General features: G+C 60.7%; 17 protein-coding genes. 5 read left to right on the top strand and 12 right to left on the bottom strand.

Translation table 11 applies throughout. The features are described from left to right. Positions 1 to 490: 490 nt before the first annotated feature. Entirely contained in the window at positions 491 to 1,714 is a 1,224-nt protein-coding gene (locus ACIGFL_RS23660; protein ID WP_397498771.1) for a CaiB/BaiF CoA transferase family protein, read from the bottom strand. 70 nt (positions 1,715 to 1,784) lie between these two features. After that, positions 1,785 to 2,963, bottom strand: coding sequence for an acyl-CoA dehydrogenase (locus tag ACIGFL_RS23655; protein WP_397498770.1), 1,179 nt, complete (start codon positions 2,961 to 2,963; stop codon positions 1,785 to 1,787). A 179-nt stretch (positions 2,964 to 3,142) separates the two neighbouring features. Between ACIGFL_RS23655 and ACIGFL_RS23650 the strand changes: the two genes are divergently transcribed. The 5 genes from ACIGFL_RS23650 (at position 3,143) to ACIGFL_RS23630 (ending at position 7,979) form a co-directional block, all read left to right on the top strand. Then, the gene (locus ACIGFL_RS23650; RefSeq protein ID WP_397498769.1) at positions 3,143 to 4,039 is read left to right on the top strand and encodes a LysR substrate-binding domain-containing protein; all 897 of its coding nucleotides are present in this window, start codon (positions 3,143 to 3,145) and stop codon (positions 4,037 to 4,039) included. 479 nt (positions 4,040 to 4,518) lie between these two features. Then, complete coding sequence (locus tag ACIGFL_RS23645) at positions 4,519 to 5,640, top strand: Re/Si-specific NAD(P)(+) transhydrogenase subunit alpha (RefSeq protein WP_122109976.1); 1,122 nt, start codon at positions 4,519 to 4,521, stop codon at positions 5,638 to 5,640. Between the two features lie 11 nt (positions 5,641 to 5,651). Continuing rightward, a complete protein-coding gene (locus ACIGFL_RS23640) occupies positions 5,652 to 5,966 on the top strand; it encodes an NAD(P) transhydrogenase subunit alpha (protein ID WP_016490057.1) in 315 nt (104 codons plus the stop codon). 2 nt (positions 5,967 to 5,968) lie between these two features. Then, entirely contained in the window at positions 5,969 to 7,405 is a 1,437-nt protein-coding gene (locus ACIGFL_RS23635) for an NAD(P)(+) transhydrogenase (Re/Si-specific) subunit beta (protein ID WP_397498768.1), read from the top strand. A 358-nt stretch (positions 7,406 to 7,763) separates the two neighbouring features. Next, complete coding sequence (locus ACIGFL_RS23630) at positions 7,764 to 7,979, top strand: DUF1127 domain-containing protein (protein ID WP_021443449.1); 216 nt, start codon at positions 7,764 to 7,766, stop codon at positions 7,977 to 7,979. Positions 7,980 to 8,149: 170 nt separating this feature from the next. Here ACIGFL_RS23630 and ACIGFL_RS23625 read toward each other — a convergent pair whose 3' ends face one another. From ACIGFL_RS23625 to ACIGFL_RS23580, 10 genes are all read right to left on the bottom strand, one after another. Continuing rightward, on the bottom strand, positions 8,150 to 9,274 hold the full coding sequence (locus ACIGFL_RS23625; protein WP_397498767.1) for a glycosyltransferase family 4 protein: 1,125 nt from the start codon (positions 9,272 to 9,274) through the stop codon (positions 8,150 to 8,152). Next, entirely contained in the window at positions 9,275 to 10,423 is a 1,149-nt protein-coding gene (locus tag ACIGFL_RS23620; RefSeq protein ID WP_397498766.1) for a glycosyltransferase family 4 protein, read from the bottom strand. It lies immediately after the preceding gene. Next, positions 10,395 to 11,771: a glycosyltransferase family 4 protein gene (locus ACIGFL_RS23615; RefSeq protein ID WP_397498765.1), complete on the bottom strand. Its 1,377-nt coding sequence runs from the start codon at positions 11,769 to 11,771 to the stop codon at positions 10,395 to 10,397. Before ACIGFL_RS23615 ends, ACIGFL_RS23620 begins: the two co-directional genes overlap by 29 nt. Positions 11,772 to 11,800: 29 nt before the next feature. Then, positions 11,801 to 12,670: an FkbM family methyltransferase gene (locus tag ACIGFL_RS23610; protein ID WP_397498764.1), complete on the bottom strand. Its 870-nt coding sequence runs from the start codon at positions 12,668 to 12,670 to the stop codon at positions 11,801 to 11,803. 77 nt (positions 12,671 to 12,747) lie between these two features. Next, positions 12,748 to 14,103 carry an ABC transporter ATP-binding protein gene (locus ACIGFL_RS23605; protein ID WP_397498763.1) on the bottom strand — a complete coding sequence of 452 codons (1,356 nt, stop codon included), beginning with the start codon at positions 14,101 to 14,103 and terminating at the stop codon, positions 12,748 to 12,750. Between the two features lie 15 nt (positions 14,104 to 14,118). After that, entirely contained in the window at positions 14,119 to 14,925 is an 807-nt protein-coding gene (locus ACIGFL_RS23600; protein WP_021443455.1) for an ABC transporter permease, read from the bottom strand. Between the two features lie 119 nt (positions 14,926 to 15,044). Beyond that, positions 15,045 to 16,487, bottom strand: a complete 1,443-nt coding sequence (locus ACIGFL_RS23595; protein ID WP_021443456.1) for a mannose-1-phosphate guanylyltransferase/mannose-6-phosphate isomerase — start codon at positions 16,485 to 16,487, stop codon at positions 15,045 to 15,047. A gap of 4 nt (positions 16,488 to 16,491) precedes the next feature. Further along, on the bottom strand, positions 16,492 to 17,463 hold the full coding sequence (locus ACIGFL_RS23590) for a GDP-mannose 4,6-dehydratase (RefSeq protein ID WP_021443457.1): 972 nt from the start codon (positions 17,461 to 17,463) through the stop codon (positions 16,492 to 16,494). 160 nt (positions 17,464 to 17,623) lie between these two features. After that, positions 17,624 to 18,520: a GDP-mannose 4,6-dehydratase gene (locus ACIGFL_RS23585; protein WP_397498762.1), complete on the bottom strand. Its 897-nt coding sequence runs from the start codon at positions 18,518 to 18,520 to the stop codon at positions 17,624 to 17,626. A 17-nt stretch (positions 18,521 to 18,537) separates the two neighbouring features. Beyond that, positions 18,538 to 19,365 carry an FkbM family methyltransferase gene (locus tag ACIGFL_RS23580; protein ID WP_397498761.1) on the bottom strand — a complete coding sequence of 276 codons (828 nt, stop codon included), beginning with the start codon at positions 19,363 to 19,365 and terminating at the stop codon, positions 18,538 to 18,540. Positions 19,366 to 19,370 lie beyond the last annotated feature (5 nt).

Here is a 19,370-nt window from a genome sequence, read left to right as displayed (position 1 = left end):
AGAAAACCCTAAACTTGGCTCAGCAATCGCAAAAAACTCTCGAATTCACGAGTGTTACTTGTGATGCTGATAATCAGTCGACTACCAGTCTTACCCCACAAGCACCCACACGAATTGCTTGATTCAGTTGTTAAAGAACAGTTGGTCAAGTCTTTCGTCTCAACCGAGGCGCGCATTCTACAGCACCCCATCTTTCCGTCAAGCTGTTTTTCGAAGATTTTTTCTTTCTACTCAACAACTTAGAGCAACCTAAGCGTCATCTCTTCCGCTTCGGTGAGGCGCGCATTCTACAGCACCTCTTCGCTCCGTCAAGCTGTTTTGAAGAAATTTTCTTTCTATCTCAACAACTTAGCGCTTCGTCGAACCTGGGTTCGTCTCAGCGAGGCGCGCATTCTACATGAGCACAGCGAGCTGTAAACCCCTGATATGCAAAAAATTGCGCAAATCGGATCAGCGCCCTTTTCCCTCTTCTATATAGAGGGCAGCAAGCTTAAATCACCCCCGCCTCACGCAACTCAGCGACCTGCGTTTCGCTCATGCCTAGCAGCCGCTGCAACAGGGCTTCGGTGTGCTGCCCCAACAACGGCGGAGCCGCGCGATAAGCCACTGGCGTGGCGGACAAACGCAGCGGACTGGCCACCTGCGGCGTGCTGCTGCCCAGGGCATTGGGCAGATCGAGACGCAGGCCACGCGCCCGAACCTGCGGATCGGCGAATACCTGCGCCAGGTCGTTGATCGGGCCGCAGGGCACACCGGCCGCTTCCAGCAGCTCGATCCACTGCGCGGTGGTCTTGAACACCGTCGCCTGGCGTAACAATGGGATCAGTTCACCGCGATGGGCGACCCGCGCCTTGTTGGTGGAAAAACGCGGATCGTCAGCCAAAGCCGGAAGGCCGGCGACCTCGCAAAACTTGCGGAACTGCCCATCGTTGCCCACGGCAAGAATGAAATCGCCATCGGCACTGGGAAAGTCCTGGTAGGGCACGATATTGGGATGGGCGTTGCCCAGACGCTTGGGTGCCACGCCGGTCGCCAGGTAGTTCATCGCCTGGTTGGCCAGGCATGCGACCTGCACGTCGAGCAGCGCCACATCGATGTGCTGACCGACGCCGGACTGCTCGCGCTGATTCAGCGCGGCCAGCACACCCACAGTCGCATAGAGGCCGGTCAGGATGTCGGTCAGCGCCACGCCCACTTTCATCGGCCCGGCGCCCTCCTCGCCTTCGGGACGCCCGGTCAGGCTCATCAGGCCACCCAGGCCCTGGATCATGAAGTCATAGCCGGCGCGCTTGGCATAAGGGCCGGTCTGGCCGAAACCGGTGATGGAGCAGTAGATCAGCCGCGGGTTGAGCGCCTTCAGCGATTCATAGTCGAGACCATAGGCCGCCAGGCCGCCGACCTTGAAGTTCTCCAACAGCACGTCGCATTGCGGCACCAGCTCGCGGATCAGGCGCTGGCCCTCGGGCAGGGTGAAATCCAGGGTCAGCGACTGCTTGTTGCGGTTGGCGCTCTGAAAGTAGGCCGCCTCGCGCGAATCATTGCCCTCGGCGTCCTTTATATAAGGAGGCCCCCAATGCCGGGTGTCGTCACCCGAGCCCGGCCGCTCGACCTTGATCACCTCGGCACCGAGGTCGCCGAAAATCTGCCCGGCCCAGGGCCCGGCGAGTACGCGGGACAGGTCGAGCACACGAATATGGGACAGGGCGTCGGGCATGGCGATTCTCCGTAGGGTGCGCCACGCGCACCATGAACCACTCGGTGGTGCGCATGGCGCACCCCCACTATTAGAAGAACGCCTGAATACCGGTTTGCGCACGCCCGAGGATCAGCGCATGCACGTCGTGGGTTCCTTCGTAAGTGTTGACCACCTCGAGGTTGACCAGGTGACGGGCAACGCCGAACTCGTCGCTGATGCCGTTGCCGCCCAGCATGTCGCGGGCCAGGCGGGCAATATCCAGCGCCTTGCCGCAGCTGTTGCGCTTCATGATCGAAGTGATTTCCACCGCCGCGGTGCCCTCGTCCTTCATCCGCCCCAGGCGCAGGCAGCCCTGCAGGGCCAGGGTGATCTCGGTCTGCATGTCGGCCAACTTCTTCTGGATCAGCTGGTTGGCGGCCAGCGGACGGCCGAACTGCTGGCGATCCAGCACGTATTGGCGCGCGGTGTGCCAGCAGAACTCGGCCGCGCCCAGGGCGCCCCAGCTGATGCCGTAGCGGGCGGAGTTGAGGCAGGTGAACGGCCCCTTGAGGCCGCGCACCTCAGGGAAGGCGTTCTCCTCGGGGCAGAACACGTTGTCCATGACGATCTCGCCGGTGATCGAGGCGCGCAGGCCGACCTTGCCGTGGATGGCCGGAGCGGACAGGCCCTGCCAGCCCTTCTCCAGGACGAAGCCGCGGATCTCGCCGGCATCGTCCTTGGCCCAGACGACGAACACGTCGGCGATCGGGCTGTTGGTGATCCACATCTTGCTGCCGCTCAGGCGGTAGCCGCCGTCGACCTTCTTGGCGCGAGTCACCATCGAGCCCGGATCGGAACCATGGTTCGGCTCGGTCAGGCCGAAGCAGCCGATGTATTCACCGCTGGCCAGCTTCGGCAGGTACTTCTGCTTGGTCGCCTCGTTGCCGAACTCATGGATCGGCACCATCACCAGGGAGGACTGCACGCTCATCATCGAGCGATAACCGGAGTCGATGCGCTCCACTTCGCGGGCGATCAGGCCGTAGCACACGTAGTTCAGGCCGCTGCCGCCATAGGCTTCGGGAATGGTGGCGCCGAGCAGGCCGGTCTCGCCCATCTCGCGGAAGATCGCCGGGTCGGTGCGCTCGTGCCGGAAGGCCTCCAGCACGCGCGGGGCCAGCTTGTCGGCGGCGAACTGCCGGGCGCTGCCCTGCACCATGCGCTCTTCTTCGGTGAGCTGTTGATCCAGCAGCAGCGGGTCGATCCAGTTGAAGCTTACCTTGGCCATTGCGAGAAACCTCGAAGCGGTGAAGTGAGCGGTCGGCCGAGCCGACCCGAATGGCATTGATCCTAGGCCTGACTTGCCGATTGGACAAACGCAGAATTCGCACAGACCTGTGCTTTTTACTCACTTCGAGATAGCTTAATCGCCAAGATATATCGCTTATGAGTGAGGCTTTGGCATAAATGCGCCGCAAGATCCCCAGCACCGCCGCCCTGGTCGCCTTCGAGTCCGCCGCGCGCCACCAGAGTTTCACCAAGGCCGCCGACGAGCTCAGCCTGACCCAGAGCGCCATCTGCCGGCAGATCAGCGGCCTGGAGAGTTTTCTCAATGTCGAACTGTTCCGTCGTTCGCGGCGCGGCGTGGTTCTGACCGAGGCCGGGGTCGCCTATAGCCGCAAGGTGGCGGCGCAACTCGATGCCGTGGAGCGCGACACCCTGGCGCTGATGGGCAACCAGGGCACCAGCAGCATCGAGCTGGCGGTGGTGCCGACCTTCGGCACCCAATGGCTGCTGCCGCGGCTACGCGCCTTCCAACAATTGCATCCGGAGGTGACGGTACACCTGACCAACCGCACCCGCCCCTTCCTGTTCGCCGACACCCACTTCGATGCCGCCATCTACTACGGCGATGCCGAATGGTCGGGCACCGAGGCGCACTTCCTGATGCATGAGCACCTGCTGCCGGTATGTAGCCCGGCATTGCTGGGCAAGCAGCCGGTCAGCGCCGAGCAGATTGCCGCGCTACCCCTGCTGCAGCAGACCACCCGCCCCTATGCCTGGCGCCAGTGGTTCGCTGCCCAGGGCCTGAGCGTGGCCCGCGACATGACCGGCCCACGCCTGGAGCTGTTCTCCATGCTCGCCCAGGCCGCGCGCCATGAAATGGGCGTCGCGCTGATTCCACCCTTCCTGATCCAGCGCGAACTGGGGGATGGCAGCCTGGTGGTCGCCCTCGACCGCGCCGCCCCCCACAACGACCGCGCCTATTACCTGATGGTGCCGGAGCGCAAGGCCGAGTCGGCAGCGCTCCAGGCATTTCGCGACTGGTTGCTGCTGCAAGCCAGCGCCTACCGCCAGGGATAACGCCCCAGCAGCGCTTATGCCCCGCCCACAAAGGCGACAAGAACGGCAGACAAGGCTCGCAACAAGGACAGGTAGTGCAGCCACGGTCACACTACAACGCCGCAATAGCCTCGATTCGCGTCACGCCCAGCACTTTCGGGGCATTCCACTATTCTGAACGCTCCGTTCGCCGCTTTTTACACCTCAGTCGATTCGACCAACGGTCATTCGTTCGATGAATGACCGGCAGACCGCACAGGCCCCAGCAAACCTGCTTCCCCTCAGGTGCGGCGCGGCCTGCACGCGGTATAAAAATCTCTCATAGACCTATTACTTGTAGTAATCCATTTTTTTTACTCCATAACTTCTTGTAAGGGTCTGCGTTCGATTGCACAATCGCCGCGCCCGCCGCCAACTGGCGGGTTATGTGCTGATCCCCAATCGCCAGCGTGCCAGCGCAGTACGCCGGTTCACCCAAAAGATCACGCAGGAGATTAGAAGTGCACATCGGTGTTCCTCTCGAAACCCACGCCGGGGAGACGCGGGTTGCCGCGACGCCCGAGACCGTCAAGAAGCTGGTCGGCCAAGGCCACCAGGTGACCGTCCAGGCCGGTGCCGGCGTCAGCGCCAGCATTCCCGACGCGGCCTATACCGCCGCCGGCGCGATCATCGGCAACGACGCCGCCGCCCTCGGCGCCGACCTGGTGCTGAAAGTGCTCGCGCCGACCGAGGCCGAACTGGCGCATATGAAGACCGGCGCCGTGCTGGTCGGCATGCTCAACCCGTTCTGCAACGACACCATCGCGCGGATGAACACCCGCGGCATCACCGCCTTCGCCCTGGAAGCCGCGCCGCGCACCTCGCGCGCACAGAGCCTGGACGTGCTGAGCTCGCAGGCCAATATCGCCGGCTACAAGGCGGTGCTGCTGGCCGCGCACCATTACCCGCGCTTCATGCCGATGCTGATGACCGCCGCCGGTACCGTGAAGGCAGCGCGTATCCTCATTCTCGGCGCCGGCGTCGCCGGCCTGCAGGCCATCGCCACGGCCAAGCGCCTGGGTGCGGTGATCGAGGCCTCCGACGTGCGTCCGGCGGTGAAGGAACAGATCGAGTCGCTCGGCGCCAAGTTCGTCGACGTGCCCTTCGAGACCGATGAAGAACGCGAATGCGCCCAGGGGGTCGGCGGCTATGCCCGGCCCATGCCGCAATCCTGGATGGAGCGCCAGGCCAAGGCCGTGCACGAGCGCGCCAAGCAGGCCGATATTGTCATCACGACTGCCCTCATTCCGGGTCGTAAGGCGCCGACACTGCTCCATGAGAGCACAGTGGCTGAGATGAAGCCGGGCTCGGTGGTCGTCGACCTGGCCGCGGCGCAGGGCGGCAACTGCCCGCTGACCGAGGCCGACCAGGTCGTGGTCAAGCACGGCGTGACCCTGGTCGGCCACACCAACCTGGCCGCGCTGGTGCCGGCGGACGCCTCCGCCCTCTATGCACGCAACCTGCTGGACTTCCTCAAGCTGGTGATCGACAAGGAAGGCCAGTTCCAGCTCAACCTCGAAGACGACATCGTCGCGGCCTGCCTGATGTGCAATGCCGGCGAAGTCGTGCGCAAGAACGGCTAAGGAGTAGAGACATGGATCTGATTTCCGACGGCATCTACAACCTGATCATCTTCGTGCTGGCCATCTACGTCGGCTACCACGTGGTGTGGAACGTCACCCCGGCCCTGCACACCCCGCTGATGGCCGTGACCAACGCGATTTCCGCGATCGTCATCGTCGGCGCCATGCTGGCCGCCGCCCTCACCGTCACCCCGCTGGGCAAGGCCATGGGCACCCTGGCCGTGGCCCTGGCCGCGGTCAACGTGTTCGGTGGCTTCCTGGTGACCCGACGCATGCTGGAAATGTTCAAGAAGAAGGCGCCGAAAGCGCAGGCGGAGAAGCACTGACCATGAGCATGAACCTGATCACTGTTCTCTACCTCGTCGCCTCGATCTGCTTTATCCAGGCGCTTAAGGGGCTGTCGCACCCGACTTCGTCGCGGCGCGGCAACCTGTTCGGCATGGTCGGCATGGCCATCGCCATCGTCACCACAGTCGGCCTGATCCACAAGCTCGGCAGCGAACTGGCCGTGCAGGGCCTGGGCTTCGTCATCGTCGGCCTGCTGGTCGGTGGTAGCGTCGGCACCATCATGGCCAAGCGCGTCGAGATGACCAAGATGCCCGAGCTGGTCGCCTTCATGCACAGCATGATCGGCCTGGCCGCGGTATTTATCGCCATCGCCGCGGTCGTCGAGCCGCAGTCGCTGGGCATAGTCGCGGCCCTGGGCGACGCGATTCCGGCCGGCAACCGCCTGGAGCTGTTCCTCGGCGCGGCCATCGGCGCCATCACCTTCTCCGGTTCGGTGATCGCCTTCGGCAAGCTGTCGGGCAAGTACAAGTTCCGCCTGTTCCAGGGCGCCCCGGTGGTGTTCAAGGGCCAGCACCAGGTCAACCTGCTGGTCGGCCTGGCCATCATGGGCCTGGGCCTGTTCTACACCTTCACCGGCGACATCACCGCCTTCGCCGTGCTGGTGGCGCTGGCCTTCGTCATCGGCGTGCTGATCATCATCCCGATCGGCGGTGCCGACATGCCGGTGGTGGTGTCGATGCTCAACAGCTACTCGGGCTGGGCGGCGGCCGGTATCGGCTTCTCGCTGAACAACTCGATGCTGATCGTGGCCGGCTCCCTGGTCGGTTCGTCCGGTGCCATCCTCTCGTACATCATGTGCAAGGCGATGAACCGCTCGTTCTTCAACGTCATCCTCGGCGGCTTCGGCGCCGATGCCGACGCCGGCGCCGCCGGTGGCGCGCAGCAGGAACGCAACGTGAAGTCGGGATCAAGCGACGACGCCGCCTTCCTGCTGACCAACGCCGACACCGTGGTCATCGTGCCCGGTTACGGGCTGGCCGTGGCCCGTGCCCAGCACGCGCTGATGGAACTGGCAGAGAAGCTGACCCACCGCGGCGTGACCGTGAAGTACGCGATCCACCCGGTGGCCGGGCGTATGCCGGGCCACATGAACGTGCTGCTGGCCGAGGCCGAAGTGCCCTACGAGCAGGTGTTCGAGATGGAGGACATCAACTCCGAGTTCGGCCAGACCGACGTGGTGCTGGTGCTCGGCGCCAACGACGTGGTCAACCCGGCGGCGAAGAACGATCCGAAGTCACCGATCGCCGGCATGCCGATCCTCGAGGCCTACAAGGCCAAGACCGTGATCGTCAACAAGCGCTCGATGGCCAGCGGCTATGCCGGCCTGGACAACGAACTGTTCTACATGGACAAGACCATGATGGTCTTCGGCGACGCCAAGAAGGTCATCGAGGACATGGTCAAGGCCGTGGACTAAGCCCTGACCAGTCAGACAGGAAACCCGGCCTTGCGCCGGGTTTTTTGTGCCCGGGAGACAGGAAAAAGCTGAACTTCAGGTCAGCCGTCATAGCGGATCAATTTAAAACTGTACCGCTTGATAGCCACTGCAATCGAGGCCTCATGCAGGCGATTTTCTCGTATTGACCGGTTGCACCCAGCCATTTCACTTATTACCAGTACAGTTAGCGCTGTTTCAGGCGCAACAGTTACAAAGCAACCTATCTAATAGCACAACAATTTAATCCAGCTGTGACTACTGAGTCGTCGCCCCGCTCGGGATAATTTGCCCATCGAAAGCAAACACCAGCGCCGCCACAAGCGGAAGGATGACCACCATGGAACGTACCCTCAGTTCCGACCTGTTTCACCAACACAGTACCGCCAGCCACCAGGCTTCCTGGCCGCTGCGCCTGATCGCCACCCTCAGCCTGTGGCAGCGCCGCATCGTCAGCCGCCGTCAACTGGCTCGACTGGATGCCCGCCTGCTGGCCGACGCCGGCATCAGCGAAAACCAGCGTTACGCCGAGCTGAGCAAGCCGTTCTGGCGCTGATTCACCGATTTAGCTCCCTCCAAGTTGGGCTCTTCTGAAGGCTCCATCGTCTCTGCTGCGATGGGGCTTTCGTTTTATCTGGGCCGAGCAGCCGCGGCGCTTAGCAGCACAGTTGCGCACAGGCTCAAGCGCAACAGAGCAATTGTCGCGGAACAGTCCGTTCCTCATCTTCAGTGCTGTGATTTGCTCTCGAGCAGTTCGCGATACAGCTGCGCCGTCTGCAGCCCCATGCGCTGTGCGGTAAACAGCTGCTCATAACGCTGCTTGGCCTTGAGCCCCATCTGCAGCGCCAGTTCGGGATTGTCCCAGAGTGTACGCATGGCCTGGCGAAACGCCTGCGGATCGCTGGGCGGCACCACCAGCCCCGTTTCGCCGTGGACATTGATATAACTGGTACCGGTACCTATCTCGCTGGAGATCATCGGCTTGCCGTACATGGCACCCTCCAGTAGGGAGATGCCGAAGGCTTCGGAGCGCAGATGCGACGGGAACACGATCGCGCTGCACAGCTGCAGCAGCGCCGCCTTGTCTTCTTCGCCGAGACGCCCGGCAAAATGCACGTGCGCCAGCCCCAGCGCCTGGGCCTGAGCACGCAACTCCAGCTCGAGCGGCCCGGCCCCGACTATCACTATGGGGTAGCCCGTCCCCTGGGCGGCATTCAGGAGAATGTGCAGCCCCTTGTAATAGCGCATGACCCCGACGAACAGGAAGAAGCGCGGACCGAAACGCTGCCGCCAAGCATCCAGAACGCTCGCCGAAGGCACCGGGTAGGTGGTCTTGTCCAGACCATAGGGGATGATCGAGGTCTTGTGCCGATACCGCTTGAGGACCTCGCTGGTCTCCAGGTAGTTCGGCGAAGCCGCGACAATACGGTCGGTGCTGCTGAGAAAACGGTTCATCAGCGGCCGATAGAGCTTGAGCAGGTATTTCTGGCGAATGATGTCGGAGTGGTAGGTCACCACCGTCGGCTTGTCGATACGCGCAGCGAAGTGCAGCAGGTCCATGAACGGCCAGGGAAAGTGGTAGTTGATCAGGTCCACCTCGGCCGCCAATGCCTTCAGTCGCGCCAGGACGCTGTAGGAAAAGCCCGTCGAGGCCAGCTGCAGATCGAGCTTGGCCCGGTGCACACGATGTTCCGCCACCATCAGCTCGGACGGCCCGTCTTCGGCGCTGAGGGTCAGCACCTCGCCCTGGATGCCATGGGCAATCCCGCTCTGGCAGATCTGGAAAATAACCTGCTCGATGCCGCCGACGGTTTCCGGCAGGTAGGTCTTGAACAAGTGCAGAACGCGCATTCAGTGCTCCAACGCCTGCCGATAGGCGGCAGCGGTAATACCTGCACAACGCTTCCAGGAGAAGCCCTGCGCTTGCTCTAGGCCCGCCACCCGGCGCGCCTGCCATTCGGCCTGATCCTCGATCAGGCGCAGGATGGCACGGCACCAGCCTTCGGGGTCGCCGGCCTCGACATAGGTTCCAGCCTTCCCTGCCACCTCCGGCAGTGCCGAGCTTGGCGACAGCAGCACCGGCACACCGCTGGCCATCGCCTCCAGCACGGGCAGGCCGAACCCCTCATAGAGCGAGGGGAACAACAGCATGCGTGCTCCCGCCAGCAACTCGGCCAGGCGCTCGTCGTCCAGGTAGCCGAGCAGGCGCACCTGCCCGCTGGCCAGGGCCGCCTGCAGTTCGGCGGCAAAGTCGTCTCGACGCCAGCCGGCCATGCCGGCGATCAGCAGCGGGTAGCGCCGGCGCACCGCCTCGGGCAGCAGCGCGTAGGCGCGCAGCGCCAGCGCCAGGTTCTTGCGTGGTTCGAGGGTGCCGACGCAGAGCAGGTAGGAGCCCGGCGTCACGCCCAGCGGCGCCGTTACCCGGCCCAGATCGGCCAGCGGTCGCGGATGAAAGCGCTGGGCATAACCCAGCGGGGCCACCTTGAGGCGCTCGCGCGCCACGCCGTAATGCCGCTGCAGCTCGTCGGCAACGAACTGCGAGTCGGTGAGGATGACCCGCGCCCGGTCCAACGCGGGCTCGACGCACCTGGCGATTTCGGCCAGACGATCTGCCGGCTGCGTCTGCGGATAGTGGACATGGGTCAGGTCGTGCAGGGTCATCAGCATCGGGCCCTCGAACTCGAATGGCCACAAGCTGGGCTCGTGATACAGCGCTGGCTGCAGGCGTTCAACCCCCTGAGTGAAAAGCCTCTGTTCCACAGCACGTCGCACCTGATAGGCCTTGGGCACGACCGATTTGACCAAACGACTCAATTGCGAATAGCCGGGCATCGCCGCTTCAGGCACGGATTGCTGCCAGCCTAGACCAGTAAACAGCTGTGGCTGGACAAGTTGCTGCGCAGCCAATGCCGAGGCCAACGACGCAACGTACTGACCAATACCAGTACGCGGTGCCCGCAGGATAGTGGCGTTAAGCGCGACGGAGAGCGGGTTTCTCATCAGCCTGCTCAATTCGTCCGGCAATGCTTAACGTTCTGTCGAGTAATTGCAGACTGGCCTCGCGCCAACCAATCCACCGCCAGTCAGCTAGCGATTTACCGGCAGGGAAGACGCCACTGTTGATATGCCCCTCAACCAATTTGGCCAATGCCTCAGGGTCGCCCAGATCAAAGTACGCGGCAAAGTCACCGCCGATTTCTCGGAAGACGGGAATATCACTGACCATGGCCGGCACACCGCGCTGCATGGCTTCAACCATGGGTAGCCCAAAGCCCTCCGCATGCGAGGGGAACACCAACGCACTAGCTCGAGCGTAGGCGTACTCCAGTCCCGAATCATTAAGCTGGTTGAATACAAACAACTGGCGGCTGAGTTGCGGATGCCTCTGTATACGCCCGATCAACTCCTCACTTTTCCATCCCACCTTGCCAATGATACACAAGCGCGCCTTTATTCCCCGAGCCCATATCCGCTCAAAAGCATCCAACAAATAAGCATGATTCTTCCTGGGTTCAATGGTGCTGACCATCAGATAAACCGGTTCATTCGATACGAACACCGTTTCGATCTCAGAATCCAGCTCAGGATCGCGCTGGGTCAGATCAAGCTCCGAGCCCAGATAGAAATGTTCAAACTGTCGTGAATCGGCTAACTCCTGCCCCAGGCGTGCTGCAACTGCATGCCGCACATCATCCTCAACAGTACGGGAAATACACAAAAACCCGTCGGCAGTTTTCGCAACCCAGTCAAACCATCGTTCAAACACCCGAGTCAAACCCGCATCGCAAAATTGTGGTTGCATCAGCGGTATCAGGTCATAGACCACGCTAATGATGCTGGCACCCCGCGCCTTGAGACGCTCAGCCAGATCGTAGAAGTCCAGATGCCAGGAGGAATCGAGCAGCAGGAAAACGTCCCCCTCAGCGATATCCATCGGCTCGCTACGTTGCAAGGCAGCCACATTGCGTCGATCCAACCAAAGAAAAGCTCGCAACGGTACCGTGATCGAGAGGTTGAGTACCCGGCAGAAGGTAAAAAACGGCCAGCGCAGTGCAGTGCTGGCCAACACAGGTGCACGATTGATTAACGCTGAGTACGCTCCCCAATAACGCAGTCTCAACCGGTCAAGCCTCTGCGCCCACTTGCGCTGCCAGGACAGTGGCCGTGAGGCGGGCGGAAGTAGAGAAATAACGCGCTTGAGCTGGCCCTCCTGCATGATCACCGGAATACACTCACAGCCGGCGTTCGCACGTTGCAGCTCACTTATGACATTACGCACCACTCGCTGAATCCCCGAATTCAAATCCGGGTGTTCAAAGACGTAAGTACATTCAATTAGCAGGCGCATATGCCTTCAATACTCCCGTTGGCTATTGCTCAACCGATCAGATCCACTAGGTCGTTCATACGCGTGCAACCTTCCGCTACACACAGTAGATTCAAGAAGCCCCAACTCTGTGGGGATATATCCTCACTCATACGCCGCTCTAATGCCTCAGGCTGCAAATTGCGCAGCCTTGGAGTGTGTTCGGACACCTCATACAGGCGATAACCTAGCGCCTGCAGTTGACATGCAAGCGCCATGGGATCATCGCCCGAACGAGTCAGACCGAATGGCCAGAATTCAATAATCATCAGTGGCCGCCAACCGCTTGCCAGCAGCTGCGCTGCTCCGCGCAGAATGCGCGCCTCCGAGCCTTGTGTGTCGGACTTGATAATATTCGGCAACGACGTACGTGTATCAGCGTAATAAGCATCGAGCGTGGTGACCGGCACTGTGGCGACCTCACGTGCGCTGCCATCACTAAACAGTCGGTGATCGCCAAGATTGTTGCCAGAACGATACAACGACATCTGGCCATGAAGATCACTTACCGCGCAATGATTGACCTGCACGACACCATGGCAATCGACCATAGAAACGTTGCGGCGCAACAGTTCAACATTCGCGGCATCCGGCTCAAACGCGGTTACCATGCCATTGGAGCCCACCAGTTTGGCCGCCAGCACGCTGTACCAGCCTATATTGGCCCCCAAATCCAGCACCCGATCACCGGACTGGCAAAGGCGCCCAAATACCGTAGTTTCGAACGGCTCCCAAATACCATCCCGGGCCAGATTGCGCGAAATGCACTCATCACCAATAGCGTGAATTGCAAAGTCAAACGGCGGTAAGTCCAAAGCACGCGCCCGAACAAGCCGATAGTCCGGCGCCACGCGTCGACGCAACCAATTTGGCCACTTCATCTAGTCCCCCCTACAGGGTTCTCACAACGCGACCGATTGTCCGCTAAGTCAACCACTTACGAGTCGTTCCCTTATATTTATCCCAATGTCGCGGCTGAAATTCTACAGGGCGCGTATGCCAAGCCCCACAGGTTGTACACCTGTTCACCGTCTGGATAGAGCACTGCATAACGTGCGCCCCCAACGCAATAGTCCACAACCTTACCCAACATCAGTTGCCCCTTGTTCACTGGATTGGGGGTACATACGGCGATACCCGCCATCAACCCGTACTCACCTGGACACAGAGGGCTGGTGAATTCGAATTCGATGACCTGGGGCGCTTGCAGCCCGTCGCTAGACAGGTAAATACCTTCCTGCGCCGAATTGAAATGCATAATCTGCCTTCCGCTGCTATCGGCAATCCCCAAAGTGATGCCGTAGTCAGGCGGCAGCGGCTGTTGGGCACGATAGACCACCTCCACCTTGCATGGGCGGTTGAAGCCAACACGATCAGACTCCACGCCATGCTCATCACGCAACACGATGTCGAGGATGTGTGCCTCACCACTGCCCGTACGCAACGGGGCAACCCGCTCAGCAAAAGCAGCCTGACGTGCACTTAGCGCCTCACCTCGACTTGCAACCGTTGCAGTGCTTGCCCGCACCTTGTCGGGCTGATCGACCAGACCCGACTGCACCATGCGCCGGAACACTTCTTTCTGGTACTCGGCACCCACCGCCGCCGAGGCGCCGCACATACGCACATGCCCCTTGTTCATCCAGATGCCCTGCTGACATAGCGATCGAATGGAATCTGCCGCATGGGTTACGTAAATGAAGGTGGTACCCAAATCGAGCAACGACTTGATCTTGTGCAGACACTTGTTTTGAAAATAAGCGTCACCAACGCTCAGCGCCTCATCGACAATGAGGATATCCGGCTCTACGTATACCGCACATGCGAACCCCAGGCGCATCGCCATCCCGCTGCTATAGGTCTTGACCGGGTGATCCACAGCATCACGCAACTCGCTGAACTGAATAATATGAGGCACCGCCTCATCGGTCTGAGCACGACTCATCCCATGCAACATACAAAACTGCCGGATGTTCTCACGCCCAGGCAGCTCAGGGTTAAATCCTGCGCCAAGTTCCAGTAGCGCGGAAATTCGTCCCTCAACCCTCACGCTACCGGAGCTCGGAGTCAGCACACCGGCTAGGATCTTGAGCAACGTGCTCTTGCCGCTGCCATTTTCCCCTACAATGCCCAGGCGACTGCCGCGCTCCAGCGTCAATGACACATCATCAAGCGCTCTGACCTCATGGGCATAGCGCCTGCGTCCACCTGTGAGCAGCTCGATCAGCCGATGCTGCGGACTGCTGTAGGTCTGGTAGATCTTTGAAACGTTGCTCAGCTCGATGATCGGGCTGGAATTCGTACGATTTGTCACGCCCACACAGCCCCGTCAAATCACATCGGCAAAAGCAGATTTCAGCTTGCGGAATATCGCGACACCGCACGCCAGGATCACCAGAGAAAGAACAGACACCTTAAGCAGCGCCCCCCACATAATCTCCCCCGTGCCATAGACCGCGTGCCGGGAGATCTCGACTAGGTAATAGAAAGGGTTGTAGTCCATGATTATTCCACGCACCCACAGCGGACCATGATCTTCAACCAACGTGGCTGGATACAAAATTGGTGTCAGCCAAAAGAGGATATTGACCACCACCGGAATGATCTGCGCAAGGTCAGGGATGTACATCGCCAACGCCGAAATTCCGTAAGCGAGCCCTAACGACAATATCAAACAGGCTCCCCACGCCAACACATAGATGTACGCGGTATCAGCCATAGGGATACCCTTGTACATCATTAGCCCTGCCACAATTACCAGAATGATCGCCTGGCTGATCAAGGCAGATAGCATTGGTACCAACGGCAGCACCCAAAAAGGGAACGCAATCTTGTTGATCAGATAACCGTACTCCCGCAGCACCATTGTGCTGCGATTCACCATGTCGGAGAAAAATATCCACAGGGAAAACGGCAGAAAATAGAACAGCGCAAATGGGATATCCCCGTAGCGCACTCCCATACGCCCATTCATCAAAATGGAAAACACCACGACATTGATCACCGCATACAACAGCGGTACGCCAATGCTCCAAGCGATACCGGCATAGGAGCTCGCATAGCGATTTTTTATATCTTGCTTGGCCAGCATCCAGGCCAGTGACAGCCCGGATTTCAAACCCACGTTACGCACCATGACCTTCCGCCTACCCACACCCAGCGATCAACACCTTTAAACAGCGGAGCCAAGCCCTTCTACGTACGAGCCCCAATGTTCTCAACTTGGGAGCCGCGAGGTGCCCCCCCCTCACATCGTCAGACAGGAGCCCTGCCGTACTGATCCTCGAAGCGGACGATATCGTCCTCCCCCAGGTACTCGCCGCTCTGCACTTCGATCATCACCAGATCGATCACCCCGGGGTTCTCCAGGCGGTGCTTGTGTCCAGCGGGGATGAAGGTCGATTCGTTGGCGCTGACCAGCCGCGGCTCGCCGCCATTGACCACTCGCGCCATACCCTGCACCACCACCCAGTGCTCGCTACGGTGGTGATGCATCTGCAGCGACAGCGCCGCGCCCGGCTTGACCACGATGCGCTTGATCTTGAAGCGCGGGCCCTCCTCGAGCACCGTGTAGGTGCCCCAGGGACGGCTCACCGTGCGGTGCAGGCGATAAGCGTCATGCTCGCTGGCCTTCAACTGCTTGACCACCTGGCGCACGTCCTGCGCGCGCTCGGCGTGGGCGATCAGCAAGGCATCCGCGGTATCGATCACGATCAGGTCGTCGACCCCGACCGCCGCCACCAGACGCGCCTCGCTCTGCACGAAGTTGTTGCGGCTGTCGATGAACAGCGCATCGGCGGCCGCGCGATTGTTCTGCGCATCCGCCTCGACCAGCTCGCTCAGGGCGTTCCAGGAGCCGATATCGCTCCAGTCGAAAGCCGCCGGCACCACCGCCACCCTGTCCGAACGCTCCATCAGTGCGTAGTCGATGGAAATATCCGGCAGCTCGGCAAACAGCTCGGCGTTCAGCTCCTGCTGCGCCAGTTCGCCCTGTTGCAGCGCCGGGCTGGCGGCGACGCAGGCGGCGACCTGTTCGAGCAACTGCGGTGCCTGTTCGGCGAGCTCGCGGAGCAGGCTGCCGACGCTGAAGCAGAACATGCCGGAGTTCCACAGGAAGCGGCCGCTGGCCAGGTAATGCTCGGCCGTCTGGCGATCCGGCTTCTCGACGAAACGCACGACCCGGGCGGCGCCATCGCCGCCCAGCGCGTCGCCCGCCTCGATATAGCCGAAACCGGTTTCCGCACGAGTCGGGCGGATGCCGAAGGTCACCAGGTAGCCATCCTGCGCCAGAGTCGCCGCCTGCCTGGCCGCGGCAACGAACGCCTCGCTGTCGCGAATCAGATGATCGGCCGGCATCACCACCATGATCGCCTGGTCGCCATGCCGTTCGCGCAGCGCCAGCGCGGCCGCGGCAATCGCCGGCGCGGTATTGCGCCCCAGCGGCTCGAGCAGGTAACGGGCGCGCCGCTGCGGCAGCCTGGCCGCGGCGAACTCGTCCTTGCTCTGGAAGTAGTAATCGCGGTTGGTCACCGTGACGATCTCGCCGCCGTCGGCCAGCAAGGCGCCCGCCCGGCGATAGGTCTTGAGCAGCAGCGACTCGCCGTCCGGCAGGGCCATGAACGGCTTGGGATGGCCTTCGCGGGAAACCGGCCATAAACGGGTACCGGCGCCGCCGGACAGAATCACGGGAAACAACATCGGCCTACTCCTTGGCTACGCGAACGAGATCGGCATCCACCATCATGCGGATCAGGCTTTCCAGGCTGGTCTTCGGCGTCCAGCCGAGCATCCGCTCGGCCTTGCCCGGATTGCCGAGCAGTACCTCGACCTCGGCCGGACGGAAGAACGCCGGATCGATCACCACATGATCCTCATAGTTCAGCTCGACATACTCGAAGGCGATGCGGCACATATCACGCACCGTGGTGGTCACCCCCGTGGCCACCACATAGTCGTCGGCCTGCTCCTGCTGCAGCATCAGCCACATGGCTTCGACATAATCGCCGGCAAAGCCCCAGTCACGCTTGGCATCGATGTTGCCCAGGCGTAACTCGCGCTGCTTGCCGAGCTTGATCCGCGCCACCGCGTCGGTGACCTTGCGGGTGACGAACTCGATACCGCGCAGCGGCGACTCGTGGTTGAACAGGATGCCGCTGGAAGCATGCAGGCCGAAGCTCTCGCGGTAGTTCACGGTGATCCAGTGGCCATAGAGCTTGGCCACGCCGTAGGGACTGCGTGGATAGAACGGCGTGCTCTCGTCCTGCCGCTCGGCCTGGATCAGGCCGAACATCTCGCTGGTCGAGGCCTGGTAGAAACGACTCTGCGGGCTGAACTGGCGAATGGCCTCGAGCATATGGGTGACGCCCAGACCGTCGACGATGCCGGTCGTGACCGGCTGGTCCCAGGACGAGCCGACGAAACTTTGCGCGCCGAGGTTGTACACCTCGTCCGGGCCGGCCTTGAGCAGTGCACGCTGCACGGAGCAGGCGTCGGCCAGATCCCCGTCCAGGTAATTGATCTCCCGCTCGATACCCAACTCACGCAGACGCCAACGTGTGTCGGTACTGCGCCGGGCCACCAGACCATGGACCCGATAGCCTTTTTCCAGCAGCAGCTTGGCGAGATAGGCGCCATCCTGGCCGGTAATACCTGTAAGCAAAGCGTTTTTTGTCATTTCTTGTCTCGCCACTCAACACGCCAGGATCATATCTAGCCCGAATCTTTATTTGTCTAGCAGATGCCCTTCACAGCGGGCAATCAGCGCACCCATCAATGCCTAACCATCAGGCGATAGTGCCCTACACATGCCTGCCCCTTTTACAGCCAGCTGCTCTCTACAACTGCGCCTGGAATTCATCCAATACGTCTTGCAGAGTTTGTTTTATGGGGATTACCGGTGCCCATGCAGTATCTCTCAGGAGTTTTTCAGCACACCCAACAACCCGGCGTTGTTCAGCCAGCCTAAATCGGACAGGGTTCTGAATCAGATCAACCTCTACACCGGCCAATTGCACCATCTGTTCGATCAAGTCCCGAACACATCGCTCTCGACCGGAGCACACATTGTAAATCTCACCACCTTTGCCACTCTCGAGCAGGCTGAAATACGCCGAGACAACGTCTCGTACATCCAGAAAGTCCCGCGTGACCTCCACATCCCCGACCTCAAGACGAGGCGCTTGCAGTCCTTTTTTCACACGCACCAACTGCCTGGCCATGTCCGCAACGACAAAATCTGTTCGCTGCCCGGGGCCGACATGATTGAAGGGGCGTGCAACCATAATTCGCCAAGGCTCGGCATAACTCCATTGCTGACACAGAAGTTCCGCAGCCACCTTGCTCACCGCATAGGGGTTACGCGGCTGCGGCGATTGCAGCTCACTGATCGGTAACGCCTGATCATCGACACGACCATACACATCACCGGAACTGACGTACAGGAAACTGCCATTGAAGCCGTGACGCTTCAGCGCCTGTAATACATTCAGGGTACCCAGAAGATTGACCTGGAGCGTGGCCTGCGGGTCACGGAATGATTCCGGGACAAACGTCTGGCCAGCGAGGTGAATGACTGCATCCGGGCAGCCCTGAACCAAGGCATCGTTGAGGGAGGCGCTGTCGAGCACATTCAGCTGAGGCGTCTGCAGTAATTGCCAGGTAGACGGAAGCTGCGCCTGCACATGCCTTCCAACAAAACCGCTCAGCCCCGTAACCAGCAGCGAACCAGCCATGCCTGACTCTCCTCCTATCATAGAAACCCGCCTAGGGTAGCTTTCAGCCGAGCCAGGCGCCGGATTAACCGCCATGAGCGACTACCCTGCAGCGTTTGCAGTTGTTGCTGGGCTTGCATCAAGGCATCGCGTAACGCCTGTACCTCCGGCCCTTCACTCGCCAGCACATGCCCTGGACACAGCTTAAATTCGTCCAAGATATTGGGTGGCAAGGAGAACGCCGGCAACAGGTGATCGCGCTCGCTGGCCACCCAATAACGATTGATACCGTCGCCATAGGCATGCTGATAACCGGCTGCGATCATCAACTCCTCCCAGTCCGGTTGCTTGTCAAACGGACACTCCAATACAACGATCCAAGGGCGCCACCGAGAAAAGTCCATGCTCTGCAGCACCTGCAACTCGAAGCCCTCGACATCGATCTTGAGGAAATGAAATGGCTTATCCGTCGGCAAATAATCCTGACAAATAGCGTCCAACCGCATTGCCCGCACTGTGCGTGGTACGAACTGAATGCCCGCGCTCTCCTGCATTTCGCGCATCGCCTCACTTGGCGTGGAGAGCCCGCTGTCACAATTCTCGTAAAAGGTTAGCTCGCCGGCCGCCGGGCCTACAGCCACACAGAGATTGACATCCCCTGGTCGCTCGGCACACAAGGCTTCGTGATAGTGCTCAACCGGTTCAATATTGACCCCACGCCAGCCCCGCTCATAAAAGGCTCGCGTCACCGAGTCGTGCGTGGGGTGATTGGCGCCCACGTCAATATAATGGCCCGGCCCGAATAGCCTCAGTGCACGCCAGAGAGTGACGTCTTCAAAATTCTGTGCATAGGAGATGAATGCCATGTCGG

Origin of the sequence: Pseudomonas sp. NPDC077649 (assembly GCF_044542855.1) — a bacterium.
Taxonomy (GTDB): Bacteria; Pseudomonadota; Gammaproteobacteria; order Pseudomonadales; family Pseudomonadaceae; genus Aquipseudomonas.
This window is presented reverse-complemented; position numbering and strand designations above follow the sequence as displayed.

Coding starts and splice junctions, on each gene's coding strand:
- ACIGFL_RS23660 (WP_397498771.1), bottom strand. CDS start 1,714: ATGCCCGACGCCCTGTCCCATATTCGTGTGCTCGACCTGTCCCGCGTA.
- ACIGFL_RS23655 (WP_397498770.1), bottom strand. CDS start 2,963: ATGGCCAAGGTAAGCTTCAACTGGATCGACCCGCTGCTGCTGGATCAA.
- ACIGFL_RS23650 (WP_397498769.1), top strand. CDS start 3,143: ATGCGCCGCAAGATCCCCAGCACCGCCGCCCTGGTCGCCTTCGAGTCC.
- ACIGFL_RS23640 (WP_016490057.1), top strand. CDS start 5,652: ATGGATCTGATTTCCGACGGCATCTACAACCTGATCATCTTCGTGCTG.
- ACIGFL_RS23635 (WP_397498768.1), top strand. CDS start 5,969: ATGAGCATGAACCTGATCACTGTTCTCTACCTCGTCGCCTCGATCTGC.
- ACIGFL_RS23630 (WP_021443449.1), top strand. CDS start 7,764: ATGGAACGTACCCTCAGTTCCGACCTGTTTCACCAACACAGTACCGCC.
- ACIGFL_RS23625 (WP_397498767.1), bottom strand. CDS start 9,274: ATGCGCGTTCTGCACTTGTTCAAGACCTACCTGCCGGAAACCGTCGGC.
- ACIGFL_RS23620 (WP_397498766.1), bottom strand. CDS start 10,423: ATGAGAAACCCGCTCTCCGTCGCGCTTAACGCCACTATCCTGCGGGCA.
- ACIGFL_RS23615 (WP_397498765.1), bottom strand. CDS start 11,771: ATGCGCCTGCTAATTGAATGTACTTACGTCTTTGAACACCCGGATTTG.
- ACIGFL_RS23610 (WP_397498764.1), bottom strand. CDS start 12,670: ATGAAGTGGCCAAATTGGTTGCGTCGACGCGTGGCGCCGGACTATCGG.
- ACIGFL_RS23600 (WP_021443455.1), bottom strand. CDS start 14,925: ATGGTGCGTAACGTGGGTTTGAAATCCGGGCTGTCACTGGCCTGGATG.
- ACIGFL_RS23595 (WP_021443456.1), bottom strand. CDS start 16,487: ATGTTGTTTCCCGTGATTCTGTCCGGCGGCGCCGGTACCCGTTTATGG.
- ACIGFL_RS23590 (WP_021443457.1), bottom strand. CDS start 17,463: ATGACAAAAAACGCTTTGCTTACAGGTATTACCGGCCAGGATGGCGCC.
- ACIGFL_RS23585 (WP_397498762.1), bottom strand. CDS start 18,520: ATGGCTGGTTCGCTGCTGGTTACGGGGCTGAGCGGTTTTGTTGGAAGG.
- ACIGFL_RS23580 (WP_397498761.1), bottom strand. CDS start 19,365: ATGGCATTCATCTCCTATGCACAGAATTTTGAAGACGTCACTCTCTGG.